Below are 26,145 nucleotides of genomic sequence, written 5' to 3'. Positions count from 1 at the left end.
TCAGCCCGTCGACTACTTGAGGGCAGGCGCGATGTTGATGCAGGCTTCGCAGAGACCGGCGACGGCGCCGACGGACTTGTCGAAGGCTTCCTTCTCGGTCTTGTTGAGATCGATCTCGATGATGCGCTCGACGCCGCCGGCGCCGATGACGGTGGGAACGCCGACATACATGTCCTTGACGCCGTACTGACCGGAGAGGTGGGCTGCGCAGGGCAGGACCCGCTTCTTGTCCTTGAGGTAGGATTCGGCCATCTCGATCGCCGAGGCGGCCGGGGCGTAATAGGCCGAGCCGGTCTTCAGCAGGCCGACGATTTCCGCGCCGCCATCACGGGTGCGCTGGATGATCTCTTCGAGGCGCTCCTTGGTGACCCAGCCCATGGTGACGAGATCGGTGAGCGGAATGCCGCCAACCGTCGAATAACGGGCGAGCGGCACCATCGTGTCGCCGTGGCCGCCGAGAACGAAGGCCGTGACGTCCTGGACGGACACGTTGAATTCCTTGGCGAGGAAAAGACGGAAGCGCGAGGAGTCGAGAACGCCGGCCATGCCGACGACCTTGTTGGCGGGGAGGCCGGAAAACTTCTGCAGCGCCCAGACCATGGCGTCGAGCGGGTTGGTGATGCAGATCACGAAGGCGTTGGGGGCATATTTCTTGATGCCGGCGCCGACCTGCTCCATGACCTTGAGGTTGATGCCGAGAAGATCGTCGCGGCTCATGCCGGGCTTGCGGGCGACGCCCGCCGTGACGATGCAGACGTCAGCGCCTTCGATCGCGGAATAGTCGCTGGCGCCCGTCAGATTGACGTCGAAGCCTTCGACCGGCGACGACTGCGAAATATCGAGACCCTTGCCCTGGGGAATGCCGTCCGCGATGTCGAAGAGAACGATGTCGCCCAGTTCCTTCAGGCCGGCGAGGTGCGCCAGCGTGCCACCAATCATGCCAGAACCAATGAGTGCGATCTTGTTACGCGCCATTTTCGCTGTTTCCTTTGCGATCAAATTCTTCGAACGGACGCGCAAGGCACCGCCCAATGACGCAATCGCATAGACCCAAAGCCCAAAAATGGCAATCCATTATTTTTGATGCAGCGTTTTCAATCGTTTAGATACAAAAATTCTTACGTAAACGTAAGGTATTCTGTCACCAAATTGTTACTCTGCGGCGCGTTTTTCATGGTGCAGCGCAAGATATTCCGCGCTGCGCATCTCGAACAGGCGCGATGCCGTGCGGTCGAATTCGAAGCCCTCGGTGCCCCGGCGATGCAGCAGCAGTTCCTCCGGCATGGCCGCCGCGGAAATGTAAAGCCGCACGGCATGATCGTAGAACGTATCGACCATAATGATGAACCGTTTGATCTGGTTCCGCTTTTCCGGCCCGAGCAAGGGAATGTGATCGACGAAGACCGTATCGTAGCGCTCGGCGATGGCCAGGAAGTCAACCGCCCCGAGCGGTTTGTCGCAAAGATCGGTGAAAGAGAACCGCGCCATGCGGTCGACGGCGAGCGGCACATGGATGTGGCGCCCCTTCATCGGAATATCCAGCGGCTGCGCCTTGCGCCCATGCAGCGCCTGCGTCCAGGACGCATCCATCGCCATGTCGTTATGCTCGTTGATCGGCACCAGATAGACCGGCTGGCTGCTCAGCTTCTCCATCCGGTAGTCGGTCGGCGAACCCAGGGTGACGACATCGACATGCTGCTTGAGCAACGCGACGAAGGGCAGGAAAAGGCCGCGATTGAGACCATCCATGTAGAGATTGTCGGGCTCGACATTCGAGGTCGCGACCAGCACACATCCGCGCGCGAAAAGCTCGGAGAACAACCGTGACAGGATCATCGCATCGGCGATGTCGGTGACCGTGAACTCGTCGAAGCAGAGCAGTTCCGCCTCGTCGTAGAGCGCTGCGGCGACCGGCGGCATCGGATCGGCCTGCCTGGTCTCGCCGTTCTTGAGCTTCACCCGGTGCGCCGCGATGCGGTTATGCACATCTGCCATGAATTCGTGGAAATGCGCCCGGCGTTTCTTCCGGCACGGCGCCATGGCGAAAAACATGTCCATCAGCATGGTCTTGCCGCGCCCGACGCTGCCGTGGATATAAAGCCCCTTGATGCCGTCGGCGGATTTCTTCTTGGCGGCAAACAGCCAGCCAAGCGCGCTCGATTTTGCCGCCGGCCGCCGCTGCTTCAGCCCGGCGAGCACCCGGTCGAGGTTCTTTGCCACGTCCATCTGGGCAGAATCGACCTGGAGCGCGCCCGATGCGGTCAGCGCTTTAAGCTGTTCGCAGACGCTGAGCGCATAATCCGGCATTGGTTGCATGAGGGCATATCCGCCTGTCAGTCAACGGCGGAGACCCGCCGGAACATTTACCGGCTGAGGCTGATCGACTGGCCCGTGCTCGTCTGTCCCTCAAAGCGGTTGTCGGCCGTCTTGTAGACGCTGCCGAGCTGGTTGCCCGAGCGGTCCTTGAGCAGCACCTGCTTGCCGGCGACCTCCCAGGAGCCCATCGCCGTCAGCTCGCCGACGCAGCCGCGCGTTCCACCGCGCGAACCGCTGCCGAGATTGGTCAGCGTCAGGAACATGTCGCAGCTGCCGTTGACACGCCAGCTTCCGACCATCGATTCCTTGGTGATATCGAGCGCATTCGCGGCCATTGCGCCGGGCTGGACGCCCGGCATCGGCGCCGTCGACGCTGGTGCAGCCGGAAACTGCGAGCTGCCGGTCGGCGGTGGAAGCTGCCCACCCTGCACCGAGGGAACCGGCTGCGCCGTCAACGGCGCCGGGCCGGCACTGGCGTTGGAGCTGTAATCATATGCCGTACGCTGACAACCGGCTAGCGCGAGAGCCACCACCAGACCTGTCATCGCATATCGCAACTGCATCATCATACTCCTGAATTCGGCCATCGCCGTAGAGAAACGGGCGTGAGACAAGTCCGATTATCGTAATTCGCTTTGGTTAATCAAGTCGGGCGGCATAAATTGCCCGTGACAACAACTAACCGAAAAACGATACAGTTCAACTGTCCCGCTGCAAAACTTCCTGCACATAGAATTTGTCAGCAAGGTGTTGCGCGTGTTCATCTCTGTCAGGATCGCTGTCGAACGCGCGCAATGTCTCGGAATAGTGCATCACTGCATGATTGCACCGGGACCGATGCGCATTCGCTGTTCGCGTACCGCGACCTGATCTCGGTGACGGCTTCGGGATCGAAGCCGTCTATACCGCCATCGGTATGCATGCTGATCAAACCCGGCGCTCGACCATCATCTTCTTGATTTCGGCGATCGCCTTGGCCGGATTGAGGCCCTTCGGGCAGGTCTGCGCACAGTTCATGATCGTGTGGCAGCGATAGAGGCGGAATGGATCCTCGAGATTGTCGAGGCGCTCACCGGTCGCCTCGTCTCTGGAATCGATCAGCCAACGATAGGCCTGCAGCAGAACGGCCGGACCGAGATAGCGGTCGCCGTTCCACCAGTAGCTCGGACAGGAGGTCGAGCAGCAGGCGCAGAGGATGCATTCATAGAGGCCGTCCAGCTTCTGCCGGTCCTCGTGGCTCTGCTTCCATTCCTTGGCCGGCGCCGGCGACACCGTCTTCAGCCACGGCTCGATCGAACGATGCTGGGCATAGAAGTTGGTGAGGTCTGGAACCAGATCCTTGACGACGGGCAGATGCGGCAGCGGATAGATCTTCACCGCGCCCTTGATATCGTCGAGGCCCTTGGTGCAGGCCAGCGTGTTCGTGCCGTCGATATTCATCGCGCAGGAGCCGCAGATGCCCTCGCGACAGGAACGGCGCAGCGTCAGCGTCGGGTCGATCTTGTTCTTGATGTAGAGCAGACCGTCGAGCACCATCGGTCCGCAATCGTCGATATCGATGTAGAAGGTATCGATAGACGGGTTCTGACCATCGTCCGGGCTCCAGCGGTAGACGCGGAATTCGCGGGTGTTCTTGGCACCCGCCGGCTTCGGCCAGACCTTGCCTTCGCGCATCTGAGAATTCTTGGGGAGAGCGAGTTCAACCATGTCCGGTTCCTCTTGAGATCAGTACACGCGAGCCTTCGGCTCGATCTTGTGCGGATCGATGCCTTCGGCAATGAGCTCGGTGTGAACCGGCCGGTAGTCGAGTTTCACGTCGCCGGCCTCGTTCACCCAGGCGAGCGTGTGTTTGCGCCAGTTGACGTCATCGCGGCCGGCGAATGCACCCTCGGTATAGTCTTCTCGGGCATGCGAACCGCGGCTCTCCTTGCGGGCCTCGGCGCCGTAGATCGTCGTGATGGCGTTTGCCATCAGGTTCTGCAGCTCCAGCGTCTCGACCAGATCCGAGTTCCAGATCATCGAGCGGTCGGTGACCTTGATGTCCTTCATCTCACCCCAGATCGCCGAGATACGCCGGCAGCCGGATTCCAGCGATTCCTGCGTGCGGAAGACGGCGGCGTCTTCCTGCATGGCGCGCTGCATCTTCTCGCGCAGTTCCGCGGTCGGCGTGCCGCCACTGGCGTGCCGCAGACCGTCGAAACGGTCCATGATCTTGTCGCAGGCGGCGACGTTGAGATGCGGGATCGGCGCTGCGCGGTCGATGACCTCGCCGGCGCGGATCGCAGCGGCCCGGCCGAAGACCACGAGGTCGATCAGCGAGTTGGAGCCGAGGCGGTTGGCGCCGTGCACCGAGGCGCAGCCGGCTTCGCCCACAGCCATCAGGCCGGGGATGATCCGTTCCGGATTGGCGCCGTCGGCGTTCAGCACTTCGCCCCAATAATTCGTGGGAATGCCGCCCATATTGTAGTGAACTGTCGGCAGAACCGGGATCGGCTCGCGCGTTACGTCGACGCCGGCAAAGATCTTGGCGCTCTCGGAAATCCCCGGCAGGCGCTCATGAAGGACGGCCGGATCGAGATGATCAAGATGCAGGAAGATGTGGTCCTTCGCCTTGCCGACACCGCGGCCCTCGCGGATTTCCAGCGTCATGCAGCGCGAAACGACGTCGCGCGAGGCTAGGTCCTTGGCCGAAGGAGCGTAACGCTCCATGAAGCGCTCGCCCTCGGAGTTGACGAGGTAGCCGCCTTCGCCGCGCGCGCCTTCGGTGATCAGACAGCCCGAACCGTAGATGCCGGTCGGATGGAACTGGACGAATTCCATGTCCTGCAGCGGCAGGCCGGCACGCGCCACCATGCCGCCGCCGTCGCCGGTGCAGGTGTGGGCGGATGTGGCCGAGAAATAGGCGCGGCCGTAGCCGCCGGTCGCCAGCACCACCATCTTGGCGGCGAAGCGATGGATCGTCCCGTCATCGAGGCACCAGGCAACGACGCCGACGCAGCGGCTGCCGTCTTCCGACATGATCAGGTCGAGTGCGAAGTACTCGATGAAGAATTCGGCATTGTTGCGCAGCGACTGGCCGTAGAGCGTATGCAGGATGGCGTGGCCGGTACGGTCGGCAACGGCGCAAGTGCGCTGTACCGGCGGGCCTTCGCCGTAATTCTGCATGTGGCCGCCGAACGGGCGCTGATAGATCTTGCCTTCCTCGTTGCGCGAGAACGGCACGCCGTAATGTTCGAGCTCATAGACCGCCTTCGGCGCTTCCATGGTGAGATACTGCATGGCGTCGACGTCGCCGAGCCAGTCGGAACCCTTGACGGTGTCGTAGAGATGCCACTGCCAGCTATCCGGCGTCATGTTGCGCAGCGAGGCGGCGATGCCGCCCTGGGCCGCGACCGTGTGCGAGCGGGTCGGGAATACCTTGGTGATGCAGGCCGTGCGGAAACCCTGCTCGGCCATGCCGAGCGTGGCGCGCAGCCCGGCGCCGCCGGCGCCGACGACGATCACGTCGTAGGAGTGATCGACATACTTGTAGGCTTTGCCATTCTGGGCGGGTGAAGTCGGTGCCATATCAGCTTATCCTACGAATGCGATTTTCAGAATGGCGAAGAGACAGAGGCCGGCGATCAGGATCGCAAAGAACGTGTTCAGCATCAGGAGAGCGACCTTGCCGAATTCGCCATGCACATAATCCTCGATGATGGCCTGCATGCCGAGCCTCATGTGAATGACGCCGGAGATCACCATCAGCCCCATGACGACCGCGACGAAGGGGTTCGACAGCGCGCGAACCACATCCGCATAAGGCGCGCCGGCATAGGCGAGCATGAAGATGACGAAGAAGAGGATGAGCGGAACATTGGCGACGGCCGTCAGTCGCTGACGCCAGAAATGATCCGTGCCGTCCTTGGCGGAGCCGAGCCCGCGAACCTTGCCGAGGGGGGTGCGCATATCCATGAGAGGACCTTCAGAAGCGAATGAGGAAGCCGATCACCCAGACCAGCACGGTCAGACAGAGCGACCCGATGATGTTGGCGATGGCGAGCTTGGTCGAGAACTCTTTCCCGAAGCCATAGCCGAGGTCCCACATGAGATGGCGGAAGCCGCCGAGCATGTGGTGCAGCAGCGCCCAAGTGTAGCCGAGAAGCACGAGCTTGCCGAGAAGGCTGCCGAGCACCCAGTTGGCCCAGTCATAGGAGCCCTGGCCGCTTGCCGCCGCGATCAGCCACCAGGCGACGAGCAGCGTGCCGACGTAGAGCGCGCTACCGGTAATGCGGTGAACGATGGACATGACCATGGTGGGAATAGGTTTGTAGATCTGCAGATGCGGCGATAGGGGCCGGTTATTTGTCACGTTCGCCATCAGAACCTCGCGGCGGCTTCTCTGCGCTCCCGGATTTCGGAGCATGCTCAGTCAACCACACGAATGACAAAATTCTCTGTGTGCGTTGCATCAATTGCGACGTTTAATCACCGGGAACGCCGACGACAAGCACAATCGCTGTCTGCTTTTAATTTAATCGATTCGCGTTACCGGGAAGTTTGCAGGCTAAAGAAACTGGTTTTTTCCGCTCAAATTTTGTGCCGGTTGTCCGAGCTGAATGGACAAGCTCCGGCTTTTGGCGCAATCTGGCGTTAACGATTTGTTAGGGATCGGAATTCCGGAGGCCGGTCACCCATGTTTCGCAGTCTGTCCGCAGTCGCCCTGCTTGCCCTGTCCGCGCTTGCTGCACTTCCCGCCGAAGCCGGCGACCGCCGTCATGATCGCCGCTTTTCCGACCACCGCCACGCTTTTCATGGCGGACTGCTTCTCGGCGAACGTGTGAACTGGCGCAATCGCAGCATCCGTTTCGACAATGCCTATCGAGCTCGGAACCGCAAAGAACGGATGCCGTTCCTGAAACATTTTTCCTCGCCGGCGACCAACCGCGTCACCCGCAACAATATCGTTGTCGTCGTACCCCAGGCGCAGCGCGACGTCGGCGACACCTATGCCGGCACGTCTTACGTCTATCAGGCCGATGGCGGAACCTATGTCGGCGGCGAGGGCTATGGCTTCTATCCCCCCGCACGGCGTGAGCCGCTAGCCCCAAAGGCCAAAGTCATCGATATTGCAGTGCAGGACGATCCCTGCACCTATGAGGCCAATGTCTGCGTCATCCGGCCTTAGCGCATGATGCCGAAGGGCGCAATTCCGGTCCGGCTTCGCTGACAAGGGTAGGAAGATGACGAACGCAGGCGGCTCAAATTTGCCCGGCCCCACTCTTTCGCGACGCGGCTACGTCAATACGGATGGCGCACATCGGCGGGAGATTCTTGTCCTCAAACGTCGCCCGCCGTGGCGTTCCGCTATTCGGCATCCAAGCATCCCAGGCTCCGTTCATTTCTTCGAATGAGGCAAGGTCCCTGAGCCAGATGTTGGCGAGAATGATCTCTGACTTGTCGGTACCTTCGCGCAGCAGCATGTCATCGATGCGCTCCAGTATTTCGTTGGTTTGCGCCGTCACGCTCGCTCCCCTCGTGAGGTTTGCGACCTGGCCGGGCAGATAGGCGGCAGCCGCGAGGAGAGTTTCGTCAACTTTGGCTTGCCCCATCATCGTATTCGCAGACTTCCATGAATGCTTGAGATTGGGTCGTCGACCCTTCATGGATCACTGTGGGGCTTCGCTCGCCAGTCCGGTAGAGCGAATTAAATTGACCCGATATAATGGAAGCTGAACGCTCCTCGAGCAGAATGTTGTCCGAAAACCGATCACACTTTTCGGCATCATGCTCTAGCTGGACAATATGGCCGTATGCCGCGAAATGAAGTCCACAAGGTAGCGCGCGCCTTCGGCCGTCTCGGGTTGAGCATAGAGACCGATCTCGATGCGCACCGGACCGGGCAGGTCCGCCGATCTGTCAAGCGTCCGGCAGCCCTCCGGTTTCGTGTTGAGCATCATTGGCGCGATACCGATACCGACGCGAACCGCGGTCGCCATAGCGACCAGCGTCGATGCGACGCACGCCGTCTTCCACTTGACGTTCCGCTGGGACAGCGCCGCAATCGTCGGGAGCGTCCAGGGGCACTCCTCCTCGAACATAATGATGGGAAGCGGCTTTTCCGCATCCGCCACGAAGTCGGATCTGACCGTCCACATCAAATATTCGGTCCAGATCAGGGTCGGTTTTCGCGAGAGGCAGGTGATGTCGCAAACCACGAGATCCAGCTTCCTGTCTTCAAACAGTTTGGCGAGGCGGCGATTCGGCTCGACAATGATGTCGATCTCGACTTTCGGGTTCTGGGCTCTGAAGGCACTAAGAATGTCGATCAGGTGGCCGGCTGCGAAGTCCTCAACGACGCCGAGGCGAATGCGGTCCTCGATCATCTTGCCTGTCAGCCTTTTCCCGACCTCGTCGCTGAGGGCGACCATTTCGCGGGCATAAGCCAGCATGATCTGCCCATGGCTCGTGAGCTCGAGGCCTTTTGACGAACGCGAAAACAGCGTAACGCCGACAAGCTCCTCCAGCTTGCGGATCTGCATGCTCACGGCCGCCTGCGTTCTGTTCAGCTTGACGGCTGCTCCATTGACGGTGCCGATCTCCGCGACGGTCAGAAATGCACGAAGCAGATAGGAATCAAGATCAAGCATCGGAAGCCGCATTCTATACTTTGTGGCGATCGAGAGGCGAGGGCCTCTCTGCCCGTAAGTGGATATTGGACGAACCATGTCCTTCCGGCAACTGGTGACCCTTAGCCCCGGCGCAGCGCAAGCTGCGCCCGGTCGATGCCAGCTTATCGCGCAAAGAGAACGCATGCCTCGGGGGGAATGGAAACGCTGATCTCCTGCCCGCGCGCGAAGGCTATGTCTGGACGGTTCGGGCAAGCCGAGATTATGCGGTCGCCACTGACGAGGTCCAGAACGACATGCCTGAAGGCACCGAGTGTCACGACGTCGGCAACGCGTCCGGTCATGGCTCCGGCACCCGGAGCGCCGGACGATATCTCGACGCTTTCCGGCCTCACGCAAATCTCGGCAGCGCCTGAGGTTGCGAACCGCGGTAGTGGAAAATTCTCGCCGGCTTATAAAATTTTCTGAACATACCGCAGAACGCATTGCCCGCATCGCGGAGCCTCGGCGGATCCGAGCTATCAGGAATCGTTATATCCCCTCTCGAATTTTCGCGGTTCCAAGAGAAGCGGGCGGCCCCGATGATGATGCCAGCATCAATACCGTGGGAGCCTGTCTTGACCATTGACCGGGATTTTCTGGAAGACTTAAGAAAGCGCTTCGGCAGCGCTGCAGGCGGGGAGATGGAAGATCCGCACTTCCGCGCCGTGGCGGCGAGCGTATTCAAGGACGGCGACAGCCGCAAATGGCCCTTCGCCGATCCTGCGACCTTTCTGGATGCCAGTTTCATCGAGAACGGTTTACGGCCCGAGGTGCTTGAGGCGCTTGACGTGGCTCTGATCGGCGTGCCGATGGACCTCGGCGTCACCAATCGCGCCGGCGCGCGGCTGGGGCCGCGGGCCGTCCGGGCTGTCGAGCGTATCGGTCCCTACGAACATGTTCTGCGTGTCGCGCCGATGGGAGGGCTAAAGGTCGCCGATGTCGGCGACGTGCCGATGCGCAGCCGGTTCGGCCTGGCCGAATGCCATGCCGACATCGAGGCCTGCTACCGGATGATCGCGGCGACCGGAGTTATCCCGCTGTCGGTCGGCGGCGACCATTCGATCTCCGGCGCCATTCTCAAGGGCCTGGCGGCTAGCCAGCCGGTCGGCATGATCCACATCGATGCTCATTGCGACACCGCCGGTCCCTATGAGGGCTCGAAGTTCCATCACGGTGCGCCCTTCCGCGAGGCGGTTCTGGCAGGCGTGCTCGATCCGAAGCGTACGATCCAGATCGGCATCCGCGGCGGCGGCGAATATCTCTGGGAGTTCTCCTTTGCCTCCGGCATGACCGTCATCCACGCCGAAGAGGTGGCGGAGATGGGCCTCAAGGCGGTGATCGCAAAGGCTCTGGAGGTCGTCGGCGCCGGTCCGACCTATCTAAGTTTCGACGTGGACAGCCTCGATCCAGCCTTCGCTCCGGGAACCGGCACGCCGGAAGTCGGCGGGCTTCAGCCGAGGGAGGCCCTGACCCTGCTGCGCGGCTTCAAGGGCATCAACCTCGTCGGCGGCGACGTCGTGGAAATCGCGCCGCAATACGACAACACCACCAACACCGCGCAGATCGCCGCTCAGGTCCTGTTCGAACTCCTGTGCCTCGCGATGTTCAGTCCCGCGGTCAGGACAAAAGTGACCTGAGAACCAGCTCCACACGGGCAGCGTGCCTCTTGCCCGCTGCCATCCATCACCTGTCGCACAACACGTCTCAAAAAGGGGAACGACATGACTGCTCTTATGAAATTACGCTACATCGCCACCGCGGCAATTGCCGTGTTCGGCATCCTGGCAGGGGCCGCGCAGGCCGACGAACTTGCCGATATCAAGGCCGCAGGCGAGATCAACATCGGCATCTTCTCCGATTTCCCGCCCTTCTCTTCGGCAAGCGCCGATATGAGCATCAAGGGCTATGACGTCGACGTCGCCCAGAAGATCGCCGATGGGCTCGGCGTGAAACTCAATCTGGTCAGCGTTACCGGCCAGAACAGGATCGCCTACCTGAACGACGACCGCGTCGACCTGCTGATGAGCGTCGGTTATTCGAAGGAGCGCGCCGAGGTTATCGATTTTGCCGCCCCGTACGCCCCCTACTATATCGCCGTCATCGGTCCGGCTGCGCTGAAGGTGAGCGGCAAGGAAGACCTCGCCGACAAGACCGTTGCCGTTAATCGCGGGACGCTCGAAGACACGTCGCTGACGGCCGTCGCCCCCGGCTCGGCTGCGATCCAGCGTTTCGAGAACTATAATTCGGTCATCCAGGCCTTCATCTCCGGCCAGACCCAGTTGATGGTCGTCGGCAACGATGTCGGCGCGCAGGTTCTGGCACGACAGGACGAGCTGAAGCCGGAGCAGAAGTTCCAGCTCCTCAGCTCCCCCTCGCACATCGCGCTCCGCAAGGGCGAGGAAGGCCTGAAGAAGGTCGTCAATGACAGCGTCGCCGCAATGATCGCCGATGGGTCGCTCGATGCAAGCTCGAAGAGCTGGCTGAAAGCGTCGCTCAACACTGAAAACCTGAAGGACTGACGAGGAAGGCCTCCCACGCACCCGAGTATGATGCCGAAAACTGCAAGCGTTCAAGCGGCATCATGCTCCAATTCTTTGGTTGAGAGGCGGATCCAGATTTCAGGGCCGGCCCCACCCGGACTATCCGGCTTCAAAGGACAAGCGATGAGATACAGCCTCGACTTCAATTGGCTTTGGGACGGAATGGGAGCTCTGGCGTATGGCGCAGGCACGACGCTTGCCCTGACTGTCTCCACATCGGTCCTCGGGATCGTTCTCAGCATTCTCGGCGCAGCCGCGCGCCGGGGACCTTATCCTTGGTTGCGCAAGGCCGTCGGCCTCTATGTGGAGATCATGCGCAACACGCCATTCCTGGTGCAGCTGTTCTTCATCTTCTTTGGCTTGCCTAGTCTCGGCATTCGCCTCGATCCGATCACTGCCGCCGTCCTTGCCATGACCCTCAACATGGCGGCCTACACGATCGAGGTGGTCGGGGCCGGGCTCGATGCCATACCGAGAGGCCAGAAGGAGGCGGCGCAGGCACTCGGTCTCAGGCCTCGGCTGGTGTTCTTCAAGATCATTCTGCCGCAGGCGATCGCCATCATCTTTCCGGCGCTGACCAGCCAGATCATCATCATGATGCTGGAATCGGCGGTGGTTTCGCAAATATCCGTCCGCGAGCTGGCGCAGGAGGCCGATCTGCTTCAATCGCGCACCTTCCGCTCCTTCGAGACCTATCTGGTGGCGACGTTGATCTACCTTTCGATGTCTGCCGCACTTCGCCGGCTCCTTTTCGCCGGGAAGCGCCGTTTTCTGGGAGCCGGTCTGGCATGATTGAGTTCACCTTCTGGGACATTCTGCGCAATCTTGTCTTCGCGACACGCTGGACCCTGCTGCTTTCGCTCGCAGCTTTTGCCGGCGGCGCCATCGTTGGCCTGGCGATCCTGTCTGCGCGGATATCGAAAACACGCTGGCCGCGCAGCTTCGCGTCCGGCTACATTGCCCTGTTTCAGGGAACGCCGCTCCTGATGCAGCTGTTTTTGATGTTCTTCGGCCTGCCGATGCTCGGCTTCCGGATCGAGTCATGGACCGCCGCCGTCTGTGGCCTGACGTTCTACGCCAGCGCTTATCTTGCCGAAATCTGGCGGAGCGGCGTCGAGGCGGTGCCGCGCGGGCAATGGGACGCCGCAGCCAGCCTGGGCTTGCATCGTCTCCTCGAACTTCGCCTTATCATCCTGCCGCAGGCTTTCCGGATCACCCGCGCGCCGACCGTCGGGTTCTTGGTCCAGTTGATCAAGAGCACCGCACTGGCCTCGATCCTCGGCTTCGACGAACTGCTGAAAACCGCAAACGCCATCAACAACGCGACCTTCGAACCTTTCAAGGTCTACGGTCTCGTCGCGGTGATCTTCTTCGCCCTGTGCTATCCGCTGACGCAATACGCCAGAATGCTGGAGAAGAAAGCGGCGTTTGCCTGAGCGGTGCTCAAGGCTCCGTATTCCGATCGCAACGAAGTTTTTTCCAAAGGGCGATGCCGGTTGAAGCTGGTACGCCGCGCAGAGGCGACGCGCTCTCGTTCAATCACACAGAACTCGCTTTATCCAGCAGTCAGAAATTACTGGGAGATCGCTTCAATGACCGACACACAAATCCGTATTCTCGATGCCCGGACAACGGGCGAGCTCCTCCCTTTCGGCCCGCTGGTCGCGACCCTGCGGCAAGCATTTGCCGAAGGCTGTGTCGTGCCGGTGCGGCTTCACCACACGATAGCCAATAGCGGCGAGCCGGATGCGACGCTGCTTTTGATGCCGGCCTGGCATGAAACGCACCGGTCGGAGCGCTACCTTGGCATCAAGATCGTCACCGTCTTTCCCGGCAACACGCTGAGCGGCATTCCCGGTTTGACCTCGACCTACATGCTCTATGATGGCCGGACCGGGATGCAGCTTGCGCTCCTTGACGGAAACACGATCACCGCGCGCCGCACGGTAGCGGCATCGGCCCTTGCCGCGGATTATCTTGCTCGAAAAGACGCACGCCGTCTGCTGGTGATCGGCGCAGGCCGCGTCGCGAGCCTCATACCCGATGCCTACCGCGCCGTCCGGCCGATCGCGCATGTCGATATCTGGGATATCGATCCCGCCAGCGCCGAACGGCTGGCGCAGAGCCTCCGGCAACGTGGGCTCCAGGCCACTGCCGTCACGGATCTGGAAGCAGCAGTGCGGCAGGCCGATATCGTCAGCGCGGCGACGCTGGCGACAGCACCGCTTATCCGCGGCGAATGGCTGCGGCCGGGCATCCATGTCGATCTGATCGGCGGCTTCACCCCGGCGATGCGCGAGGCCGATGACGAGGCCTTTCGGCGCTCATCTGCCTATATCGACACGCACGAAGCCCTTCACGAAGCGGGCGATCTGGTCCAGCCGATCAAAACCGGCGTCATTTCTGCAGATGCGGTGCGTGCGACACTTGACGAGCGTGCCGCCGGGATGTTCCAGCGCGGACGTCCAACGATGAGATCACTCTCTACAAGGCCGTCGGAACGGCGTTGGCCGATCTTGCCGCCGCGACGATGGTGTATGAAGCCGTTTTGATCGCCGGCTGACGCCTTTTTGGTCCGGATGATCGCGAATGATCGGAACGCGCCTGTCGCCCTGCTCCGGTAGTCCTGGACCTGCGCCGGAGACAAGAACTATTCGTGCTTCCCTCCCCTGACGGCGTTCCTTACAATCTCGCCAGTTCTCCCCCGAGCCCTGGAAATGAGGTTTACATGAGCACGCTTACCCGCTTCTCCGTTCAGCCGCTCTCGACCATGACCCGCCGCCTTGCCGATGTCGCCTCCGCTCGTCGCGAACCAGACCTGGTCATCCAGGGCGCACGCGTCTTGTCCACCTATTCGGAGCGCGTTCTCGACGGACGCGAAGTCTGGATTTCCGGGGGCCGCATTGCGGCCGTGAAGCTGGCCGGCAGCTACAGAGGCGGGAGCGCCAAGCTCTACGACGCCAGGGGCGGCATCATCGCCCCAGGCCTGGTCGATCCGCATATCCATATCGAATCCTCGATGGTGACGGCCTGCGCCTATGCCGAAGCCGCGCTCCTCAACGGCACGACGACGATCTTCTGCGACAGCCACGAGATCGGCAATGTCATGGACGTCGTTGGCGTCGAGGCCATGCTCGAGGATGCACGGCAGGCGCCGCTGTCGATCTTCCTGACCGTGCCGAGCACCGTGCCGGCGACGACGCCGGATCTGGAAACGGCCGGCGGCGACCTGACGCCGGACAAGATCGCCGCCCTGTTCGACAAATGGCCGGAAGCCGTGGCTCTCGGTGAGAAAATGGATTTTGTCCCTGTTGCGATGGGCGACGAGCGCAGCCATGCGATCCTGGCCGCAGCGCTCGAGCGCGGCAGGCCGGTGTCGGGCCATGTCTACGGACGAGAGTTTGTTGCCGCCTATGCCGCATCCGGCGTCACCGACACGCATGAAGCCATCGACCGCGACATTGCCGACGACCTGCTGGAAGCTGGCGTGTGGATCTTCCTGCGCGGCGGCCCGCCGACGACTCCCTGGCATTCCCTGCCGCAGGCGATCAAGACGATCACCGAGCTCGGCGCCTCCCACAAGCGCGTCGCCGTCTGCACCGACGACCGCGATGCCGAAGATCTGCTCGCCTTCGGCCTGGACTGGGTAACGCGCGAAGCCGTGAAATACGGCATGAGGCCGGAACAGGCCTGGGCGATGGGGTCGCTGCACGGCGCGACGCGGTTCGGCATGGAAGGCGAAATCGGCGGTCTGGGCGGCGGGCGGCGCGCCGACCTGGTGCTTCTCAGCGACGACCTTACGCCGGTCAGCACCTGGTATGGTGGCGAACTCGTCGTCGACAGCAAGAAGATCACGCCGATCCTCGACGAAGCCCTGTCGAAACCGTACCGCTATCGGGATGCCGCCTACCACACGGTCAAGCTGCCCAAAAATCTCAGGCTGACGCCGGACCTGCCGACGGAGACGGTCGTCGCTCATACGATCAGGACGGAGCTGCCTGGCATTACCCTCGGCCATGTCACCGTCACGCTGGACCCGGCCAATGACTGGCAAGCCCATTTCGACAAGCACGATCTCTGCTTCGTGACAGTGGTGGAACGTCACGGCAAGTCTGCCGGCAATGTCGCCCACGGGCTGCTCAACGGCTTCGGGCTCAGACAAGGCGCTGTCGCATCCTCGGTCGGCCACGACAGCCACAACATCATCGTCGCCGGCACGAATGCCGCGGACATGCAGGTGGCGCTCGACGCGATCGAAGAAAAGCAGGGCGGCGTCTGTGTAGTCATGGACGGCAAGGTGACGGCCATGGTGCCGCTGCCGATCGCCGGGCTTTTGTCCGACAAGCGCGTGCACCAGGTTGCGGACGAGGTAAAGGCCTTGAAGCTCGAATGGGAAAGGGCAGGCTGCACCATCGCCTATATGGGCTTCAACCTCATCCCGCTGTCGGTCATCCCGGAAATCCGGATAACCGACAAGGGCCTGGTGCTGGTGCCGGAAATGGTGATCTCACCGCTCTTCGAAAAGGCCTGAACGCTGGCAATCCGATGGTGAAAGAGGCGCCGATCCTTCGCTGTGGCGGGGCAAGAAAACCTAACGTTACGCATCGAGTGCACCTCGTTTGGCAATCGAGATCAGCTCCTTGAAGTGCGTAACAATCCTACCTTCGCGGCTGGCGTCCTCCGCTTCCCAACCGAACTTCCACGCGTCGTGACGCGCAAGCCAATCTCCGAGGGCACTGGTATCACCAGTCGGCATCCTATGGGCGGCGAGGTATGGGTTTTCGTGAGCCTTCAGGCCGAGCACCCGCGCCCTCGAGCCTGCTTCCTGTAGATCGATCAGCTCTTCAATTGTCATACGCGATCCCCCACGATGTGGGCGACGGTAGCATCGCAGTCCGCGCATGCAAGTGAATGCTAATTAATGGGTTAATTAGGGACAGTTGCTGTGACAAGCGGCGCAGCATAACGATCTGATATAGCAACATAACGCTTCTGATAGAAGCCGTTGCTTTACCGATTGTACCCCTGAGAAAGACCGCACATACTCTTGGTCATAACAATTACAAAGAGGGTAACATGTTAGAATGCAATATCATGCGGGCTCACGCCGGTCGCTTCCGGCTGAGACCACAGCATGCCTTGCTTTGCTTTGCTTTGCTTTGCTTTGCTTGAGAAGGGTCCGGTGATCGCGAATGATCGAGTCCTAAAGTCGATCCGACCTAGGAAGCGAACCGCCACACCGTCGTCTTCTTGATTTCGCTGTCCTCCAGCGCGCGTGTTACCGGCACCTCATAAACCGCGCAGAATTCCAGCCGATCCCGAGGCAGATAGCTGCGTCCGGGATCGCCGACCAGCACCGGCTTGCCGTCGGCTGCCAGCTTGGCGAACCAGGGAGCGAGCGCATCGGCGAAAGCGCGGTCGTAGAAGACGTCGCCGGCAAGCACGATATCGGCATCGACGGCTTGCCCGATCAGATCGGCGCCGGTAAATCCGAGCGAAACACGGTTGGCCTCGGCATTCAGCCGGACGGCCGCTTCCGTCCAGGGATCGATATCACAGGCAGTGACCTCCCGGGCACCGGCGATCATCGCCGCAATGCCGACAAGGCCGGAACCGCTGGCGAAATCGAGCACGCGCTTGCCGCGCACCGTTTCCGGATGATCGAGGATGTAGCGCGCCAGTCCCTGCCCGCCTGCCCAGGCAAAAGCCCAGAAGGGCGGCGGCAGGCCGATCGCCTCCAGTTCCTCCTCCGTCTTCAGCCAGAGCTCATGCGCCTCGTTCGCCAGATAGAGCGAAATCTCCGGCACATGCTGCGGCGGCATCAGGCTGGTATTGGCGCGGATGAAGGCTTGCGGATCGGTCTTCAACGCGGCGGATTGTCCAGCCCGCCCATCCGGCAGACTTCGAGATATTCTTCCTCGGTCACCGGCTGCACCGAAAGCCGCATCGAGGTGACGAGCGCCATCTTGGCGAGCTTCTCGCTCGCCTTGACATCCTTCAGCGTCACCGGCTTCGGTACGTCCATGACGGCGCGGATATCGACGCAATCCCACTTCGGATCGCCCTTGGCGGAAGAATCGGGATGCGACAGGGCGCAGACTTCGACGATGCCGACGATCTCCAGCCCATCATTGGAATGATAGAAGAACCCTTTGTCGCCGATCTGCATCGCCCGCATGTTGTTGCGCGCCAGATAGTTGCGGACGCCGGTCCATTCAGTGCCCTTTTCGCCGGCAGCCTTCTGCTGCTCCCAGGACCAGGAGGCGGGTTCGGATTTATAGAGCCAGTGCGCCATGCTCACGCTTCCGGTTTGTTGAAGACCCAGTTGTAGGCCTTGACGTCGACGCTTTCGAATAGTCCGGCCTTGGCATAGGGATCGGCATCGGCAAGCGCACGCGCCGCCTCTTTCGATTCCGCTTCGACGATGATCAGGCTGCCGCAGGGCTTGCCGTCGTCATCGAGAAACGGCCCGGCGATCTTCAGCGTGCCCTCGGCATTCAGCTTGTTCAGATGCTCGATATGCGTCGGACGCGTATCCATGCGCACGTTCAGATGTCCCGGTTTGTCCTTGCAGAGAAGGGCGAAAAGCATGTCTGTCTCCTATTCGGTGGTGATCGGACGCGTCATCAGCTGCTCTATCGCTTCTGATATGTCGAGCTTGCCGTCGATGATGGCGGAAATGGCGTCTGTGATCGGCATGCTGACCTTCAACTCCGCCGCAAGCCGCGAGGCGACAGAGGCGGCAAACGCGCCTTCCACCAGCGCACCCTGCAGAGGATCGGTCTTTTCGCCGCGCCCGAGCGCGATGCCGAAGCGCAGGTTTCGCGATTGATGGCTCGTTGCCGTCAGTACCAGATCGCCGAGGCCGGAAAGCCCGCGCACCGTATCCGCCTGCCCGCCCTTGGCGACGACGAAACGCGACATTTCCGCAAGCCCACGTGCAATCAGCGCCGCGCGCGCGGAATCGCCGATGCCACGGCCTTCGACGATGCCGCAGGCGATCGCCAGCACATTCTTCAGCGCGCCGCCGAGCTGCACGCCGATCCGGTCGTTGGAAGCGTAGAGCCGGAAAGTCCGCCCGGAAATCGCCTGAGCGAGCCGCTCGGCAATTTCCATGTCGGCTGCAGCAATTGCCATCGCCGTCGGCAGGCCCTTGGCGATATCGGCGGCAAAACCTGGGCCAGAGAGCACGGCGATGGGATGATCCGGCAGCTCCCGTTCCAGCATGTCGGTCAAAAGATGGCCGGTCGCCCGTTCGATACCCTTGGCACAGGTAACGACGACAGCATCCTTGGAAAGATAAGGTCCGTATTGCCGCGCCGCATCAGCCTGCGCCTGCGACGGCATCGCAAACAGCACGATGGGGGCACCAGTGATCGCATCCGCCTCGGCGGAAAATTCCAGCGTATCGGGCAGGAGAATGCCGGGCAGCACCGCATCGTGCAGCCGTTCGGCCTTCAGATCGGCAATCAGTGACGGATCGCGCCCGACGAGGGTCACGGTGCTGCGGCCGGCAAGCGCGATGACGGCGGCAAGCGCCGTGCCGAAAGCCCCCGATCCGACGACGGCGATGTTTTCGCTCATGCCTTGGCCCCTCGTTTTCCGAAACCGATCAGCGTTTCCGCATTGGAATCGAGCGGCCAGCGCGAGCGCGGCTGCACGTCGAGCGCATCCGGCGCGGCGCCGGTCGCCATCCGCTCCAGTCCCGCCCAGGCGATCATCACGGCATTGTCGGTGCAGAGCCTGAGCGGCGGCGCGACGAAGCGGAAACGGTTCTTGTCGCACAGCGCCTGCAGCGTGCCGCGCAGTTCAAGATTGGCGGCGACACCGCCGGCAACGACGAGCGCCGGCTTTTCGCCAGTCGCTGAGAATGTCGCCGGAAACTCCGTCTTGAACCGCTGCAGGCCGCGGCCGATACGGTCCTTCAGCGTCCGCGAAACCGCCTTCTGGAACGAGGCGCAGATATCCGCGACGTCCTGATCGCTGAGCGGCGCGATATCCTGCGCCGCCTGCCGCACCGCCGTCTTCAGGCCAGAGAAGGAGAAATCGAGCCTCGCCTCGCCGACCAGTGGCCGCGGAAAATCGAAGCGATCGGGATTGCCGTCCCGCGCCATCCGCTCTACCGCCGGGCCGCCGGGATAGGGCAGGCCGAGCAACTTTGCCGTCTTGTCGAAGGCTTCGCCGAGCGCATCGTCGATCGTGGTGCCCCAGCGCTCGTACTGTCCGACGCCCCGCACCAGGATGAGCTGGGTATGGCCGCCGGAGACGAGCAGCATCAGATAGGGAAAGGAAAGCCCGTCCGTCAGCCGCGCCGTCAGCGCATGGCCTTCGAGATGGTTGATCGCATAGAGCGGCTTGCCGGCGGCTCTGGCGATCGCCTTGCCGGTCATCAATCCCACCAGCAGCCCGCCGATCAGCCCCGGGCCCGACGTGGCGGCGATGGCGTCGACGTCGTTGAGCGACACATTGGCGCGCTTCAGCGCTTCCTCGATCAGCTCGTCGAGTGCCTCAACATGGGCGCGTGCGGCGATCTCTGGCACCACGCCGCCATAGGCGCTATGCTCGTCGAGTTGGGAAAGCACGACATCCGACAGCACGTTGGAATGCCCCTCAGCATCGCGCTCGACGACCGCGGCGGCGGTCTCGTCGCAGCTCGTTTCGATGCCAAGGATGCGCAGAAAGGGAACCATGAAGCCTGTTCGTTGATTGCGATGGGATGGAAACCCGTTTACGAGAACTCCGGTAACAACGGAATAGAGCGGATGCAAACAAAACCTTTCCGGATCGGCACGCGAGGCAGTCCGCTGGCGCTTGCCCAGGCGCATGAGGCCCGCGACAGGCTGATGGCGGCGCATCATCTGCCCGAGGACATGTTCGAGATCGTCGTGCTGACCACCAAGGGCGACCGCATCACCGACCGGTCGCTGGCCGAGATCGGCGGCAAGGGCCTGTTCACCGAAGAGCTCGAACAGAAGCTTGCCGCCGGCGAGCTGGATTTCGCCGTGCATTCCGCCAAGGACATGGCGACGAAGCTGCCCGAGGGGCTTTATCTCTCCGCCTACCTGCCGCGCGAGGATATCCGCGACGCCGTCATCGGCCGCACCGCCCGAAAGCTGATCGACCTGCCGCATGGCGCCACCGTCGGTTCCTCGTCGCTCCGCCGCCAGGCGCTGATCCGCCGGATGCGGCCGGATATCAATGTCGTCACCTTCCGCGGCTTGGTCGAAACGCGCCTGCGCAAGCTCGAAGCGGGCGAGGTTGATGCGACCCTGCTGGCGCTTGCCGGTCTGAAGCGTCTCGGCAAGGTCGACGTTCTGACCGATATCCTCGACCCCGACACCTTCCCGCCGGCGCCGGCGCAAGGAGCGATCTGCATCGAAAGCCGCATCGGCGACGCCCGGGTCGACGATCTGCTGGCGCCTGTTAACGATGGCCCGACCTTCGACACCGTCTCCTGCGAACGCGCCTTCCTCGCCGCGCTCGACGGCTCCTGCCGCACGCCGATCGGCGGTTATGCCGTCTGCGAAGGCGACCTGATCCGGTTCTCCGGCCTCATCATCACCCCCGACGGCCGCAGCCAGCATGCAGTGACGACCGACGGCCACCGCCGCGATGCGGCAGCACTCGGCACCCGCGCCGGCCAGGACGTGCGCGCCAGGGCCGGCAGCGCCTTTTTCGACGACTGGCACTGAAGCGGCCATGCGCGTGCTCGTCACCCGCCCCGCGCATTCGGCGACGAGAACCGCACAACGTCTGCGCGATATGGGCCACGAGCCGCTGCTGCTGCCGCTGCGTCAGCCGCTGCACGACAGCAATGCCGCCGCAGACGCGCTCGCCATCACCAGTGGCGCAATCGCGGTGACCAGCGCCGAAGCCATCAGGGTCCTCTCCGCGCTCGGCGAGAAACTTCCCCCGCATCTTGCCCGTCCGCTTTTTGCGGTCGGCGAAACGACGGCGGAAGAGGCGCGCAGCCTCGGCTTCCGATCGGTCGCCTCATCTCAGGGCAACGGCCGTGATCTCGCCGATCTCGTCGCGGCGCGGGGCGCCGACGGGTTGCTCTATCTTGCCGGGTGGCCCCGCGCCGAAACTTTCGAATCAGGTTTGCGCGAACTCGGCATCCGCTTTTCCGTCGCCGAATGCTATCGCATGCAGCCGATCGTTCCCGGCTCGGCCGAGATCGAAGCGATTTTCTCAAGGTCTGGCCCTGACGCCATTCTCTTCTATTCCCGGCAGACGGCCGAGGATTTCTTTCGCGTGCCGGAACTGCGATCCGCCCTGCCGGAACACAGCGGAATCCGCCTTTTCTGCCTTAGCGAGGCCGTGGCCGAGGCCGTTCCGGCGGCACTTCGAAAAAGCGTAGTGATTTCGCAGATGCCGGAAGAGAAAAGCCTTTTGTCGCTGCTTTGAAGGCTCTAGCTGCCCAAATTTGATCTAACCTCTTCCCTTAACTGGCATCACTGTCTAGTTTCGTTGCAATGCAGGATAAAGAGGACCTCATGGTATCGGGAAACCCGCCACGCCATTCGAAGAGCGCCGACGAACCGGTCACGATCGACCTCGATGCACAGGAATTCGCCGCTGCAGCCGATACCGAAAAACCGGTAGACAATGAAACCGGCGAGGCCGACAGCACTACCGCCGATGCCGGCCTGGCGCCCGAAACCGAGACTGCGTCGCATGCCGAAGATGAAGAGAAGCCCGTGATGGATGCGCCGGAGGAGGAACCGGCAGCTCCAGAACCTTCCTTCACCCCTCCTCCTGAACAGCCCGCGCCGAAGAGCGCCGGCACCTCCGGCCTGATTGCCGCCGGCATCTTCGGCGGCCTCGTGGCGCTGCTTGGCGCCGGCGCCATCCAGTATGCGGGTTACCTCCCGGGCTCCTCCACGCCGCAGACGACATCGCCGGAGACGGCCGATCTTGCCGGCGAGATCGACGGCCTGAAACAGACCGTCGCCAACCTTGCCGCCAATCCGGCGGGCACGGACGACGGCGAGCTTGCGAAACGCGTCGCTGCGCTGGAAACGGCTGCAAAGGCCCCCGCAGTCGCCGCACCGGCCGATTCTGCTAACGTCGATGCACTCAATCAGAAGATTGCGGAACTGACCGGTCAGGTCGACCAACTGCGCTCGACGCTTGCCCAGTCTTCCGAGCAGCAGACGACGAACGGCGCCGATATCGCCAAGCGCCTCGAAGAGGCCGAAAAGAAGCTGAACGAGCCGCGCGAGGACGTCGCCGTTGCCCGGGCGATCGCGGCCGCCGCCCTGAAGGCGGCGATCGATCGCGGTGGCCCGTTCCTGGCCGAGCTCGACACCTTCGCCGGCGTTGCCCCCGACGATCCAGCCGTCGCTGACCTCAGAGCCTTTGCCCAAACCGGCGTTCCCTCACGCACCGAGCTGGTGGCCGAGGTTCCCGATGTCGCCACCGCGATCGTCGGAGCCGTCAACCAGCCGGATTCGAACCAGAGCTGGTCGGACCGGCTGATGTCGAGCGCCAAATCGCTGGTGAGCGTTCGTCCCGTCGGCAATATCGAGGGTGAAAGCGTCGAAGCCATCGCCGCCCGCATGGAGGAGAAGGTGAAGAACGGCGACCTGCCCGGCGCTTCCGCCGAATGGAACAGCCTGCCCGCCCCCGGCAAACAGGCGTCCGCCGCCTTCAAGCAGTCGCTCGAAGCGCGCATACGCGTCGAGGAACTGGTCGGCGGGGCGCTGTCGAAGGCGGTCTCAGGCACCGGCAAGGAGGGATGAGACCATGCTGATCCGTCTTGTCGTCTTCGCCCTCTTCGTGCTGCTCCTTGCCTATGGCTTCTCCTGGCTCGCCGATCGTCCCGGTGACCTCTCGCTGATTTGGGAGGGCCAGATCTACCAGACAAAGCTTATCGTCGCCGCCAGCGCAATCATCGCGCTGGTCGCCGCCATGATGATCGCCTGGTGGTTCGTCCGGCTGGTCTGGACCTCGCCGCATTCGGTGACGCGTTATTTCCGCGCCCGCAAGCGGGACCGTGGGTATCAGGCGCTGTCGACCGGCCTGATCGCCGCCGGCGCCGGCAATGCGCTGCTCGCCCGCAAGATGGCCGCCCGCTCGCGCGGCCTGATCCGCGCCGATCAGGAACCGCTGATCAACCTGCTCGAGGCCCAGGCCGCCCTGATCGAAGGTCGCCATGATGAGGCGCGCGCCAAGTTCGAGGCCATGGCCAACGATCCCGAGACACGCGAACTCGGTCTGCGCGGCCTCTATCTGGAAGCCCGCCGTCTCGGCGCCAACGAGGCCGCCCGCCAATATGCCGAAAAGGCAGCCGACAACGCGCCCTATCTGCCCTGGGCCGCACAGGCGACGCTCGAATATCGCAGCCAGGCCGGCCGCTGGGATGATGCGATCCGCCTGCTCGAACAGCAAAAGGCCGCCCGCGTCGTCGAAAAGGCCGAAGCCAACCGTCTGCACGCCGTCCTCCTGACGGCACGTGCCGGCGAGAAGCTGGAAAGCAACCCGACAGGCGCCCGTGACGACGCCCTGCAGGCGCTGAAGCTTGCCTCCGATTTCATTCCGGCAGCCCTCATCGCCGCAAAGGCGCTGTTTCGCGAAGGCGGCGTCCGCAAGGCCGCCTCGATCCTCGAACAGGCATGGAAATCGGCACCTCATCCCGAGATCGGCCAAGCCTATGTCAGGGCTCGCAGCGGCGATTCGACGCTCGACCGGCTGAAGCGCGCCGAGCGGCTGGAAGGGCAGCGCCCGAACAACGTCGAATCCCTTCTCGTCGTCGCCCAGGCAGCCCTCGACGCGCAGGAATTCGCCAAGGCTCGCGCCAAAGCGGAAGCAGCGGCGCGCATGCAGCCGCGTGAAGCCGCCTATCTGCTGTTGGCCGACATCGAAGAAGCCGAGACCGGAGACCAGGGCCGCGTGCGCCACTGGCTGGCCCAGGCGCTCAAGGCGCCGCGCGATCCGGCCTGGGTGGCAGACGGCTTCGTGTCGGACAAATGGCTGCCGGTATCCCCCGTGACCGGCCGCCTCGACGCCTTCGAATGGAAGGCGCCCTTCGGCCAGATCGAGGGTGCGCTCGAAGACGGTTCGACGCCTGCCTCGATCGAAACGGCTTTGAAGACATTGCCGCCGCTGCGTGACGTCAGGCCGGAAAGCCCGGTCAACGACCATCGCATCATTGAGCTGGAACGCGCCGCGACGATTGCCGAGGCTGTGCGCCCCACGCCGGCACCGGCACCGCCATCGGCAAAACCAAAACCCGCCGAACCGGCCGTGAGCGATAAAGCGCCGGCGCCAAGCGAGGCGAAACCTTTCTTTGGCGGACTGCCGGATGATCCGGGCGTTCGCGACCCCAGGGTGGAACCGGAACCCAAGACACGGCTCCGCCTTTTTTGAAATGGAACGAAAACCGCATGTTCGAACGCTTTCAGGCATTCTTCCAGAAGCTCACCGCCGACAGTCCTAAGAAAGGTTTCGCCCCTGATGATCCGCGCATCACGGTGGCAGCGCTCTGCATGCAGGTGATGGAGGCCGACGGTCAGATCAAAGCCAGCGAGAAGAAGCGGCTGCGCAAACTCCTGAAGGAGCAGTATGCGCTCGACGGCAAGCAGCTCGATGCTCTGATGGCGGCGGGTCTCGAGGCCGAAAGCTCCGCTGTCGACTATTATCGCTTCACCGCCGATCTGAAGCGTCATCTCAATACCGAGCAGCGGCTGGAGCTGATCGGCATCCTCTGGGACATCGTCTATGCCGATGGCGAGCGCAGCGAGATGGAAGACCATGTGATCTGGCGTATCGCCGATCTGCTCGGCGTCTCCTCACGCGAGCGCATCCAGAAGCGGCAGGAGGCCGCCGCCAGGGTGACCGATGTCCAGGTTGCACAAGATGATGCCGACTGAGCAAATCAAGAACCGCGACAGGCGCCCGATCCTCATCGTCCTGCATCAGGAGCGGTCGAGCCCCGGCCGTGTCGGCCAATTGCTCGTCGAAAAGGGCTACCGCCTCGATATCCGTCGCCCGGTTCTGGGCCAGCCCCTTCCGACAACACTTGAAGACCATGCCGGCGCCGTCGTCTTCGGCGGGCCGATGAGCGCCAATGATCCCGATGACTTCGTCAAGAAGGAGATCGACTGGCTCGACATTCCGCTCCGGGAAAAGCGCCCTTATCTCGGTATCTGCCTCGGCGCGCAGATGCTGGTGCGTCATCTCGGCGGCAAGGTGCAGTCGAATGCCGACGGCTCGACGGAGATCGGTTGGTATCCGCTGCACCCGACCGAGAAGGGCCGCCTGCTGATGCACTGGCCGAAGATGGTCTATCATTTCCACCGCGAGGGCTTCGAGCTGCCGCGCGGCGCCGATCTGCTCGCCGAAGGCGATGCCTATCCGAACCAGGCCTTCCGCTACGAGGGCAACGCCTGGGGCCTGCAGTTCCATGCCGAACTGACTCGGGTGATGATGCATCGCTGGGTCGTGCATGGCGCCCATCGCTTCATCCTGCCGAATGCCCAGCAGGGCCGCGAACATCTCGAAGGCCGCATGTTGTTCGACGCGCCGCTGAAAGCCTGGCTGACGGAATTTCTCGACATCGTCTTCGAGGGAAAGACGGCGAAGGCGACGTCCTCTATCGCTCTTCGCGCCTAAAGAGCATCGCGCTTTAGGGCCTT

The 26,145-nt window shown here is 62.5% G+C and carries 27 protein-coding genes and 2 pseudogenes; 13 read left to right on the top strand and 16 right to left on the bottom strand.

Annotated elements, in window-relative coordinates; all coding sequences use genetic code 11:
* Positions 1-12 precede the first annotated feature (12 nt).
* The 7 genes from mdh to sdhC all read right to left on the bottom strand — a co-directional run bounded on the left by mdh (position 13) and on the right by sdhC (position 6,676).
* A complete protein-coding gene (gene mdh, locus HFO71_RS15650) occupies positions 13-975 on the bottom strand; it encodes a malate dehydrogenase (protein ID WP_003543522.1) in 963 nt (320 codons plus the stop codon).
* A gap of 177 nt (positions 976-1,152) precedes the next feature.
* Entirely contained in the window at positions 1,153-2,316 is a 1,164-nt protein-coding gene (zapE, locus tag HFO71_RS15645) for a cell division protein ZapE (protein ID WP_131640830.1), read from the bottom strand.
* A 47-nt stretch (positions 2,317-2,363) separates the two neighbouring features.
* Positions 2,364-2,879, bottom strand: a complete 516-nt coding sequence (locus tag HFO71_RS15640) for a protease inhibitor Inh/omp19 family protein (RefSeq protein ID WP_077978075.1) — start codon at positions 2,877-2,879, stop codon at positions 2,364-2,366.
* A gap of 364 nt (positions 2,880-3,243) precedes the next feature.
* Complete coding sequence (locus tag HFO71_RS15635) at positions 3,244-4,023, bottom strand: succinate dehydrogenase iron-sulfur subunit (protein ID WP_017989667.1); 780 nt, start codon at positions 4,021-4,023, stop codon at positions 3,244-3,246.
* An 18-nt stretch (positions 4,024-4,041) separates the two neighbouring features.
* Complete coding sequence (sdhA, locus tag HFO71_RS15630; protein ID WP_077977840.1) at positions 4,042-5,883, bottom strand: succinate dehydrogenase flavoprotein subunit; 1,842 nt, start codon at positions 5,881-5,883, stop codon at positions 4,042-4,044.
* A 6-nt stretch (positions 5,884-5,889) separates the two neighbouring features.
* Complete coding sequence (sdhD, locus tag HFO71_RS15625) at positions 5,890-6,270, bottom strand: succinate dehydrogenase, hydrophobic membrane anchor protein (protein WP_025396295.1); 381 nt, start codon at positions 6,268-6,270, stop codon at positions 5,890-5,892.
* 10 nt (positions 6,271-6,280) lie between these two features.
* A complete protein-coding gene (gene sdhC / locus HFO71_RS15620) occupies positions 6,281-6,676 on the bottom strand; it encodes a succinate dehydrogenase, cytochrome b556 subunit (protein ID WP_025396296.1) in 396 nt (131 codons plus the stop codon).
* 315 nt (positions 6,677-6,991) lie between these two features.
* Here sdhC and HFO71_RS15615 point away from each other — a divergent pair, with 315 nt between their 5' ends.
* The gene (locus tag HFO71_RS15615) at positions 6,992-7,483 is read left to right on the top strand and encodes a hypothetical protein (protein ID WP_077977841.1); all 492 of its coding nucleotides are present in this window, start codon (positions 6,992-6,994) and stop codon (positions 7,481-7,483) included.
* 73 nt (positions 7,484-7,556) lie between these two features.
* On the opposite strand, the gene HFO71_RS15610 is transcribed toward HFO71_RS15615, so the two are convergent.
* The 3 genes and pseudogenes from HFO71_RS15610 to HFO71_RS15600 all read right to left on the bottom strand — a co-directional run.
* Entirely contained in the window at positions 7,557-7,910 is a 354-nt protein-coding gene (locus tag HFO71_RS15610) for a RidA family protein (protein WP_077977842.1), read from the bottom strand.
* A gap of 177 nt (positions 7,911-8,087) precedes the next feature.
* Positions 8,088-8,957: a LysR substrate-binding domain-containing protein gene (locus HFO71_RS15605; protein ID WP_170268951.1), complete on the bottom strand. Its 870-nt coding sequence runs from the start codon at positions 8,955-8,957 to the stop codon at positions 8,088-8,090.
* Between the two features lie 131 nt (positions 8,958-9,088).
* Positions 9,089-9,346: pseudogene (locus HFO71_RS15600) on the bottom strand (TOBE domain-containing protein); the annotation flags it as partial.
* A gap of 195 nt (positions 9,347-9,541) precedes the next feature.
* Between HFO71_RS15600 and speB the strand changes: the two are divergent.
* The 6 genes and pseudogenes from speB to HFO71_RS15570 all read left to right on the top strand — a co-directional run bounded on the left by speB (position 9,542) and on the right by HFO71_RS15570 (position 16,037).
* Complete coding sequence (gene speB, locus HFO71_RS15595) at positions 9,542-10,603, top strand: agmatinase (RefSeq protein ID WP_183594561.1); 1,062 nt, start codon at positions 9,542-9,544, stop codon at positions 10,601-10,603.
* A gap of 84 nt (positions 10,604-10,687) precedes the next feature.
* Complete coding sequence (locus HFO71_RS15590) at positions 10,688-11,485, top strand: transporter substrate-binding domain-containing protein (RefSeq protein ID WP_077977844.1); 798 nt, start codon at positions 10,688-10,690, stop codon at positions 11,483-11,485.
* A gap of 144 nt (positions 11,486-11,629) precedes the next feature.
* On the top strand, positions 11,630-12,298 hold the full coding sequence (locus tag HFO71_RS15585) for an amino acid ABC transporter permease (protein WP_077977845.1): 669 nt from the start codon (positions 11,630-11,632) through the stop codon (positions 12,296-12,298).
* The gene (locus HFO71_RS15580) at positions 12,295-12,942 is read left to right on the top strand and encodes an amino acid ABC transporter permease (protein ID WP_025396304.1); all 648 of its coding nucleotides are present in this window, start codon (positions 12,295-12,297) and stop codon (positions 12,940-12,942) included. Before HFO71_RS15585 ends, HFO71_RS15580 begins: the two co-directional genes overlap by 4 nt.
* A 156-nt stretch (positions 12,943-13,098) precedes the next feature.
* Positions 13,099-14,069 (top strand): annotated as a pseudogene (gene lhpI / locus HFO71_RS15575) (bifunctional Delta(1)-pyrroline-2-carboxylate/Delta(1)-piperideine-2-carboxylate reductase).
* 165 nt (positions 14,070-14,234) lie between these two features.
* Positions 14,235-16,037: an adenine deaminase gene (locus HFO71_RS15570; protein ID WP_077977846.1), complete on the top strand. Its 1,803-nt coding sequence runs from the start codon at positions 14,235-14,237 to the stop codon at positions 16,035-16,037.
* Positions 16,038-16,103: 66 nt separating this feature from the next.
* Here HFO71_RS15570 and HFO71_RS15565 read toward each other — a convergent pair whose 3' ends face one another.
* From HFO71_RS15565 to tsaD, 6 genes are all read right to left on the bottom strand, one after another.
* Positions 16,104-16,361: a CrpP-related protein gene (locus HFO71_RS15565; protein ID WP_025396307.1), complete on the bottom strand. Its 258-nt coding sequence runs from the start codon at positions 16,359-16,361 to the stop codon at positions 16,104-16,106.
* Positions 16,362-16,725: 364 nt separating this feature from the next.
* Positions 16,726-17,373, bottom strand: coding sequence for a class I SAM-dependent methyltransferase (locus HFO71_RS15560; protein WP_077977847.1), 648 nt, complete (start codon positions 17,371-17,373; stop codon positions 16,726-16,728).
* Entirely contained in the window at positions 17,370-17,801 is a 432-nt protein-coding gene (locus HFO71_RS15555; RefSeq protein ID WP_003543603.1) for an EVE domain-containing protein, read from the bottom strand. Before HFO71_RS15555 ends, HFO71_RS15560 begins: the two co-directional genes overlap by 4 nt.
* Positions 17,802-17,803: 2 nt before the next feature.
* Positions 17,804-18,097: a YciI-like protein gene (locus HFO71_RS15550; protein ID WP_003543605.1), complete on the bottom strand. Its 294-nt coding sequence runs from the start codon at positions 18,095-18,097 to the stop codon at positions 17,804-17,806.
* A gap of 9 nt (positions 18,098-18,106) precedes the next feature.
* The gene (locus HFO71_RS15545) at positions 18,107-19,090 is read right to left on the bottom strand and encodes an NAD(P)H-dependent glycerol-3-phosphate dehydrogenase (RefSeq protein WP_131640833.1); all 984 of its coding nucleotides are present in this window, start codon (positions 19,088-19,090) and stop codon (positions 18,107-18,109) included.
* Positions 19,087-20,196 (bottom strand): tRNA (adenosine(37)-N6)-threonylcarbamoyltransferase complex transferase subunit TsaD, encoded by a 1,110-nt coding sequence (gene tsaD / locus HFO71_RS15540; protein ID WP_077977849.1) that lies wholly within the window; start codon positions 20,194-20,196, stop codon positions 19,087-19,089. Before tsaD ends, HFO71_RS15545 begins: the two co-directional genes overlap by 4 nt.
* Positions 20,197-20,268: 72 nt before the next feature.
* Between tsaD and hemC the strand changes: the two genes are divergently transcribed.
* The 6 genes from hemC (at position 20,269) to HFO71_RS15510 (ending at position 26,122) form a co-directional block, all read left to right on the top strand.
* Entirely contained in the window at positions 20,269-21,198 is a 930-nt protein-coding gene (hemC, locus tag HFO71_RS15535) for a hydroxymethylbilane synthase (RefSeq protein WP_077977850.1), read from the top strand.
* 7 nt (positions 21,199-21,205) lie between these two features.
* The gene (locus HFO71_RS15530) at positions 21,206-21,913 is read left to right on the top strand and encodes a uroporphyrinogen-III synthase (protein ID WP_221959485.1); all 708 of its coding nucleotides are present in this window, start codon (positions 21,206-21,208) and stop codon (positions 21,911-21,913) included.
* 68 nt (positions 21,914-21,981) lie between these two features.
* Positions 21,982-23,250, top strand: coding sequence for a COG4223 family protein (locus tag HFO71_RS15525; protein ID WP_077977852.1), 1,269 nt, complete (start codon positions 21,982-21,984; stop codon positions 23,248-23,250).
* A 4-nt stretch (positions 23,251-23,254) separates the two neighbouring features.
* Positions 23,255-24,877, top strand: coding sequence for a heme biosynthesis protein HemY (locus tag HFO71_RS15520; protein WP_077977853.1), 1,623 nt, complete (start codon positions 23,255-23,257; stop codon positions 24,875-24,877).
* A 17-nt stretch (positions 24,878-24,894) separates the two neighbouring features.
* Positions 24,895-25,380 carry a tellurite resistance TerB family protein gene (locus HFO71_RS15515; RefSeq protein WP_077977854.1) on the top strand — a complete coding sequence of 162 codons (486 nt, stop codon included), beginning with the start codon at positions 24,895-24,897 and terminating at the stop codon, positions 25,378-25,380.
* Complete coding sequence (locus HFO71_RS15510; protein ID WP_077977855.1) at positions 25,349-26,122, top strand: glutamine amidotransferase; 774 nt, start codon at positions 25,349-25,351, stop codon at positions 26,120-26,122. Before HFO71_RS15515 ends, HFO71_RS15510 begins: the two co-directional genes overlap by 32 nt.
* Positions 26,123-26,145: the final 23 nt, after the last annotated feature.

Origin of the sequence: Rhizobium laguerreae, assembly GCF_019778565.1 — a bacterium.
Lineage (GTDB): Bacteria > Pseudomonadota > Alphaproteobacteria > Rhizobiales > Rhizobiaceae > Rhizobium > Rhizobium laguerreae.
Note: the sequence above shows the minus strand (reverse complement) of the source record. Positions and strands in the feature narration are given on the sequence as shown.

What these genes read in the sequence shown, in the direction of transcription:
- mdh (WP_003543522.1), bottom strand. Translation starts at nt 975, where the DNA reads ATGGCGCGTAACAAGATCGCACTCATTGGTTCTGGCATGATTGGTGGC.
- zapE (WP_131640830.1), bottom strand. Translation starts at nt 2,316, where the DNA reads ATGCAACCAATGCCGGATTATGCGCTCAGCGTCTGCGAACAGCTTAAA.
- HFO71_RS15640 (WP_077978075.1), bottom strand. Translation starts at nt 2,879, where the DNA reads ATGCAGTTGCGATATGCGATGACAGGTCTGGTGGTGGCTCTCGCGCTA.
- HFO71_RS15635 (WP_017989667.1), bottom strand. Translation starts at nt 4,023, where the DNA reads ATGGTTGAACTCGCTCTCCCCAAGAATTCTCAGATGCGCGAAGGCAAG.
- sdhA (WP_077977840.1), bottom strand. Translation starts at nt 5,883, where the DNA reads ATGGCACCGACTTCACCCGCCCAGAATGGCAAAGCCTACAAGTATGTC.
- sdhD (WP_025396295.1), bottom strand. Translation starts at nt 6,270, where the DNA reads ATGGATATGCGCACCCCCCTCGGCAAGGTTCGCGGGCTCGGCTCCGCC.
- sdhC (WP_025396296.1), bottom strand. Translation starts at nt 6,676, where the DNA reads ATGGCGAACGTGACAAATAACCGGCCCCTATCGCCGCATCTGCAGATC.
- HFO71_RS15615 (WP_077977841.1), top strand. Translation starts at nt 6,992, where the DNA reads ATGTTTCGCAGTCTGTCCGCAGTCGCCCTGCTTGCCCTGTCCGCGCTT.
- HFO71_RS15610 (WP_077977842.1), bottom strand. Translation starts at nt 7,910, where the DNA reads ATGATGGGGCAAGCCAAAGTTGACGAAACTCTCCTCGCGGCTGCCGCC.
- HFO71_RS15605 (WP_170268951.1), bottom strand. Translation starts at nt 8,957, where the DNA reads ATGCGGCTTCCGATGCTTGATCTTGATTCCTATCTGCTTCGTGCATTT.
- HFO71_RS15590 (WP_077977844.1), top strand. Translation starts at nt 10,688, where the DNA reads ATGACTGCTCTTATGAAATTACGCTACATCGCCACCGCGGCAATTGCC.
- HFO71_RS15585 (WP_077977845.1), top strand. Translation starts at nt 11,630, where the DNA reads ATGAGATACAGCCTCGACTTCAATTGGCTTTGGGACGGAATGGGAGCT.
- HFO71_RS15580 (WP_025396304.1), top strand. Translation starts at nt 12,295, where the DNA reads ATGATTGAGTTCACCTTCTGGGACATTCTGCGCAATCTTGTCTTCGCG.
- HFO71_RS15570 (WP_077977846.1), top strand. Translation starts at nt 14,235, where the DNA reads ATGAGCACGCTTACCCGCTTCTCCGTTCAGCCGCTCTCGACCATGACC.
- HFO71_RS15565 (WP_025396307.1), bottom strand. Translation starts at nt 16,361, where the DNA reads ATGACAATTGAAGAGCTGATCGATCTACAGGAAGCAGGCTCGAGGGCG.
- HFO71_RS15555 (WP_003543603.1), bottom strand. Translation starts at nt 17,801, where the DNA reads ATGGCGCACTGGCTCTATAAATCCGAACCCGCCTCCTGGTCCTGGGAG.
- HFO71_RS15550 (WP_003543605.1), bottom strand. Translation starts at nt 18,097, where the DNA reads ATGCTTTTCGCCCTTCTCTGCAAGGACAAACCGGGACATCTGAACGTG.
- HFO71_RS15545 (WP_131640833.1), bottom strand. Translation starts at nt 19,090, where the DNA reads ATGAGCGAAAACATCGCCGTCGTCGGATCGGGGGCTTTCGGCACGGCG.
- tsaD (WP_077977849.1), bottom strand. Translation starts at nt 20,196, where the DNA reads ATGGTTCCCTTTCTGCGCATCCTTGGCATCGAAACGAGCTGCGACGAG.
- hemC (WP_077977850.1), top strand. Translation starts at nt 20,269, where the DNA reads ATGCAAACAAAACCTTTCCGGATCGGCACGCGAGGCAGTCCGCTGGCG.
- HFO71_RS15530 (WP_221959485.1), top strand. Translation starts at nt 21,206, where the DNA reads ATGCGCGTGCTCGTCACCCGCCCCGCGCATTCGGCGACGAGAACCGCA.
- HFO71_RS15525 (WP_077977852.1), top strand. Translation starts at nt 21,982, where the DNA reads ATGCAGGATAAAGAGGACCTCATGGTATCGGGAAACCCGCCACGCCAT.
- HFO71_RS15520 (WP_077977853.1), top strand. Translation starts at nt 23,255, where the DNA reads ATGCTGATCCGTCTTGTCGTCTTCGCCCTCTTCGTGCTGCTCCTTGCC.
- HFO71_RS15515 (WP_077977854.1), top strand. Translation starts at nt 24,895, where the DNA reads ATGTTCGAACGCTTTCAGGCATTCTTCCAGAAGCTCACCGCCGACAGT.
- HFO71_RS15510 (WP_077977855.1), top strand. Translation starts at nt 25,349, where the DNA reads ATGTCCAGGTTGCACAAGATGATGCCGACTGAGCAAATCAAGAACCGC.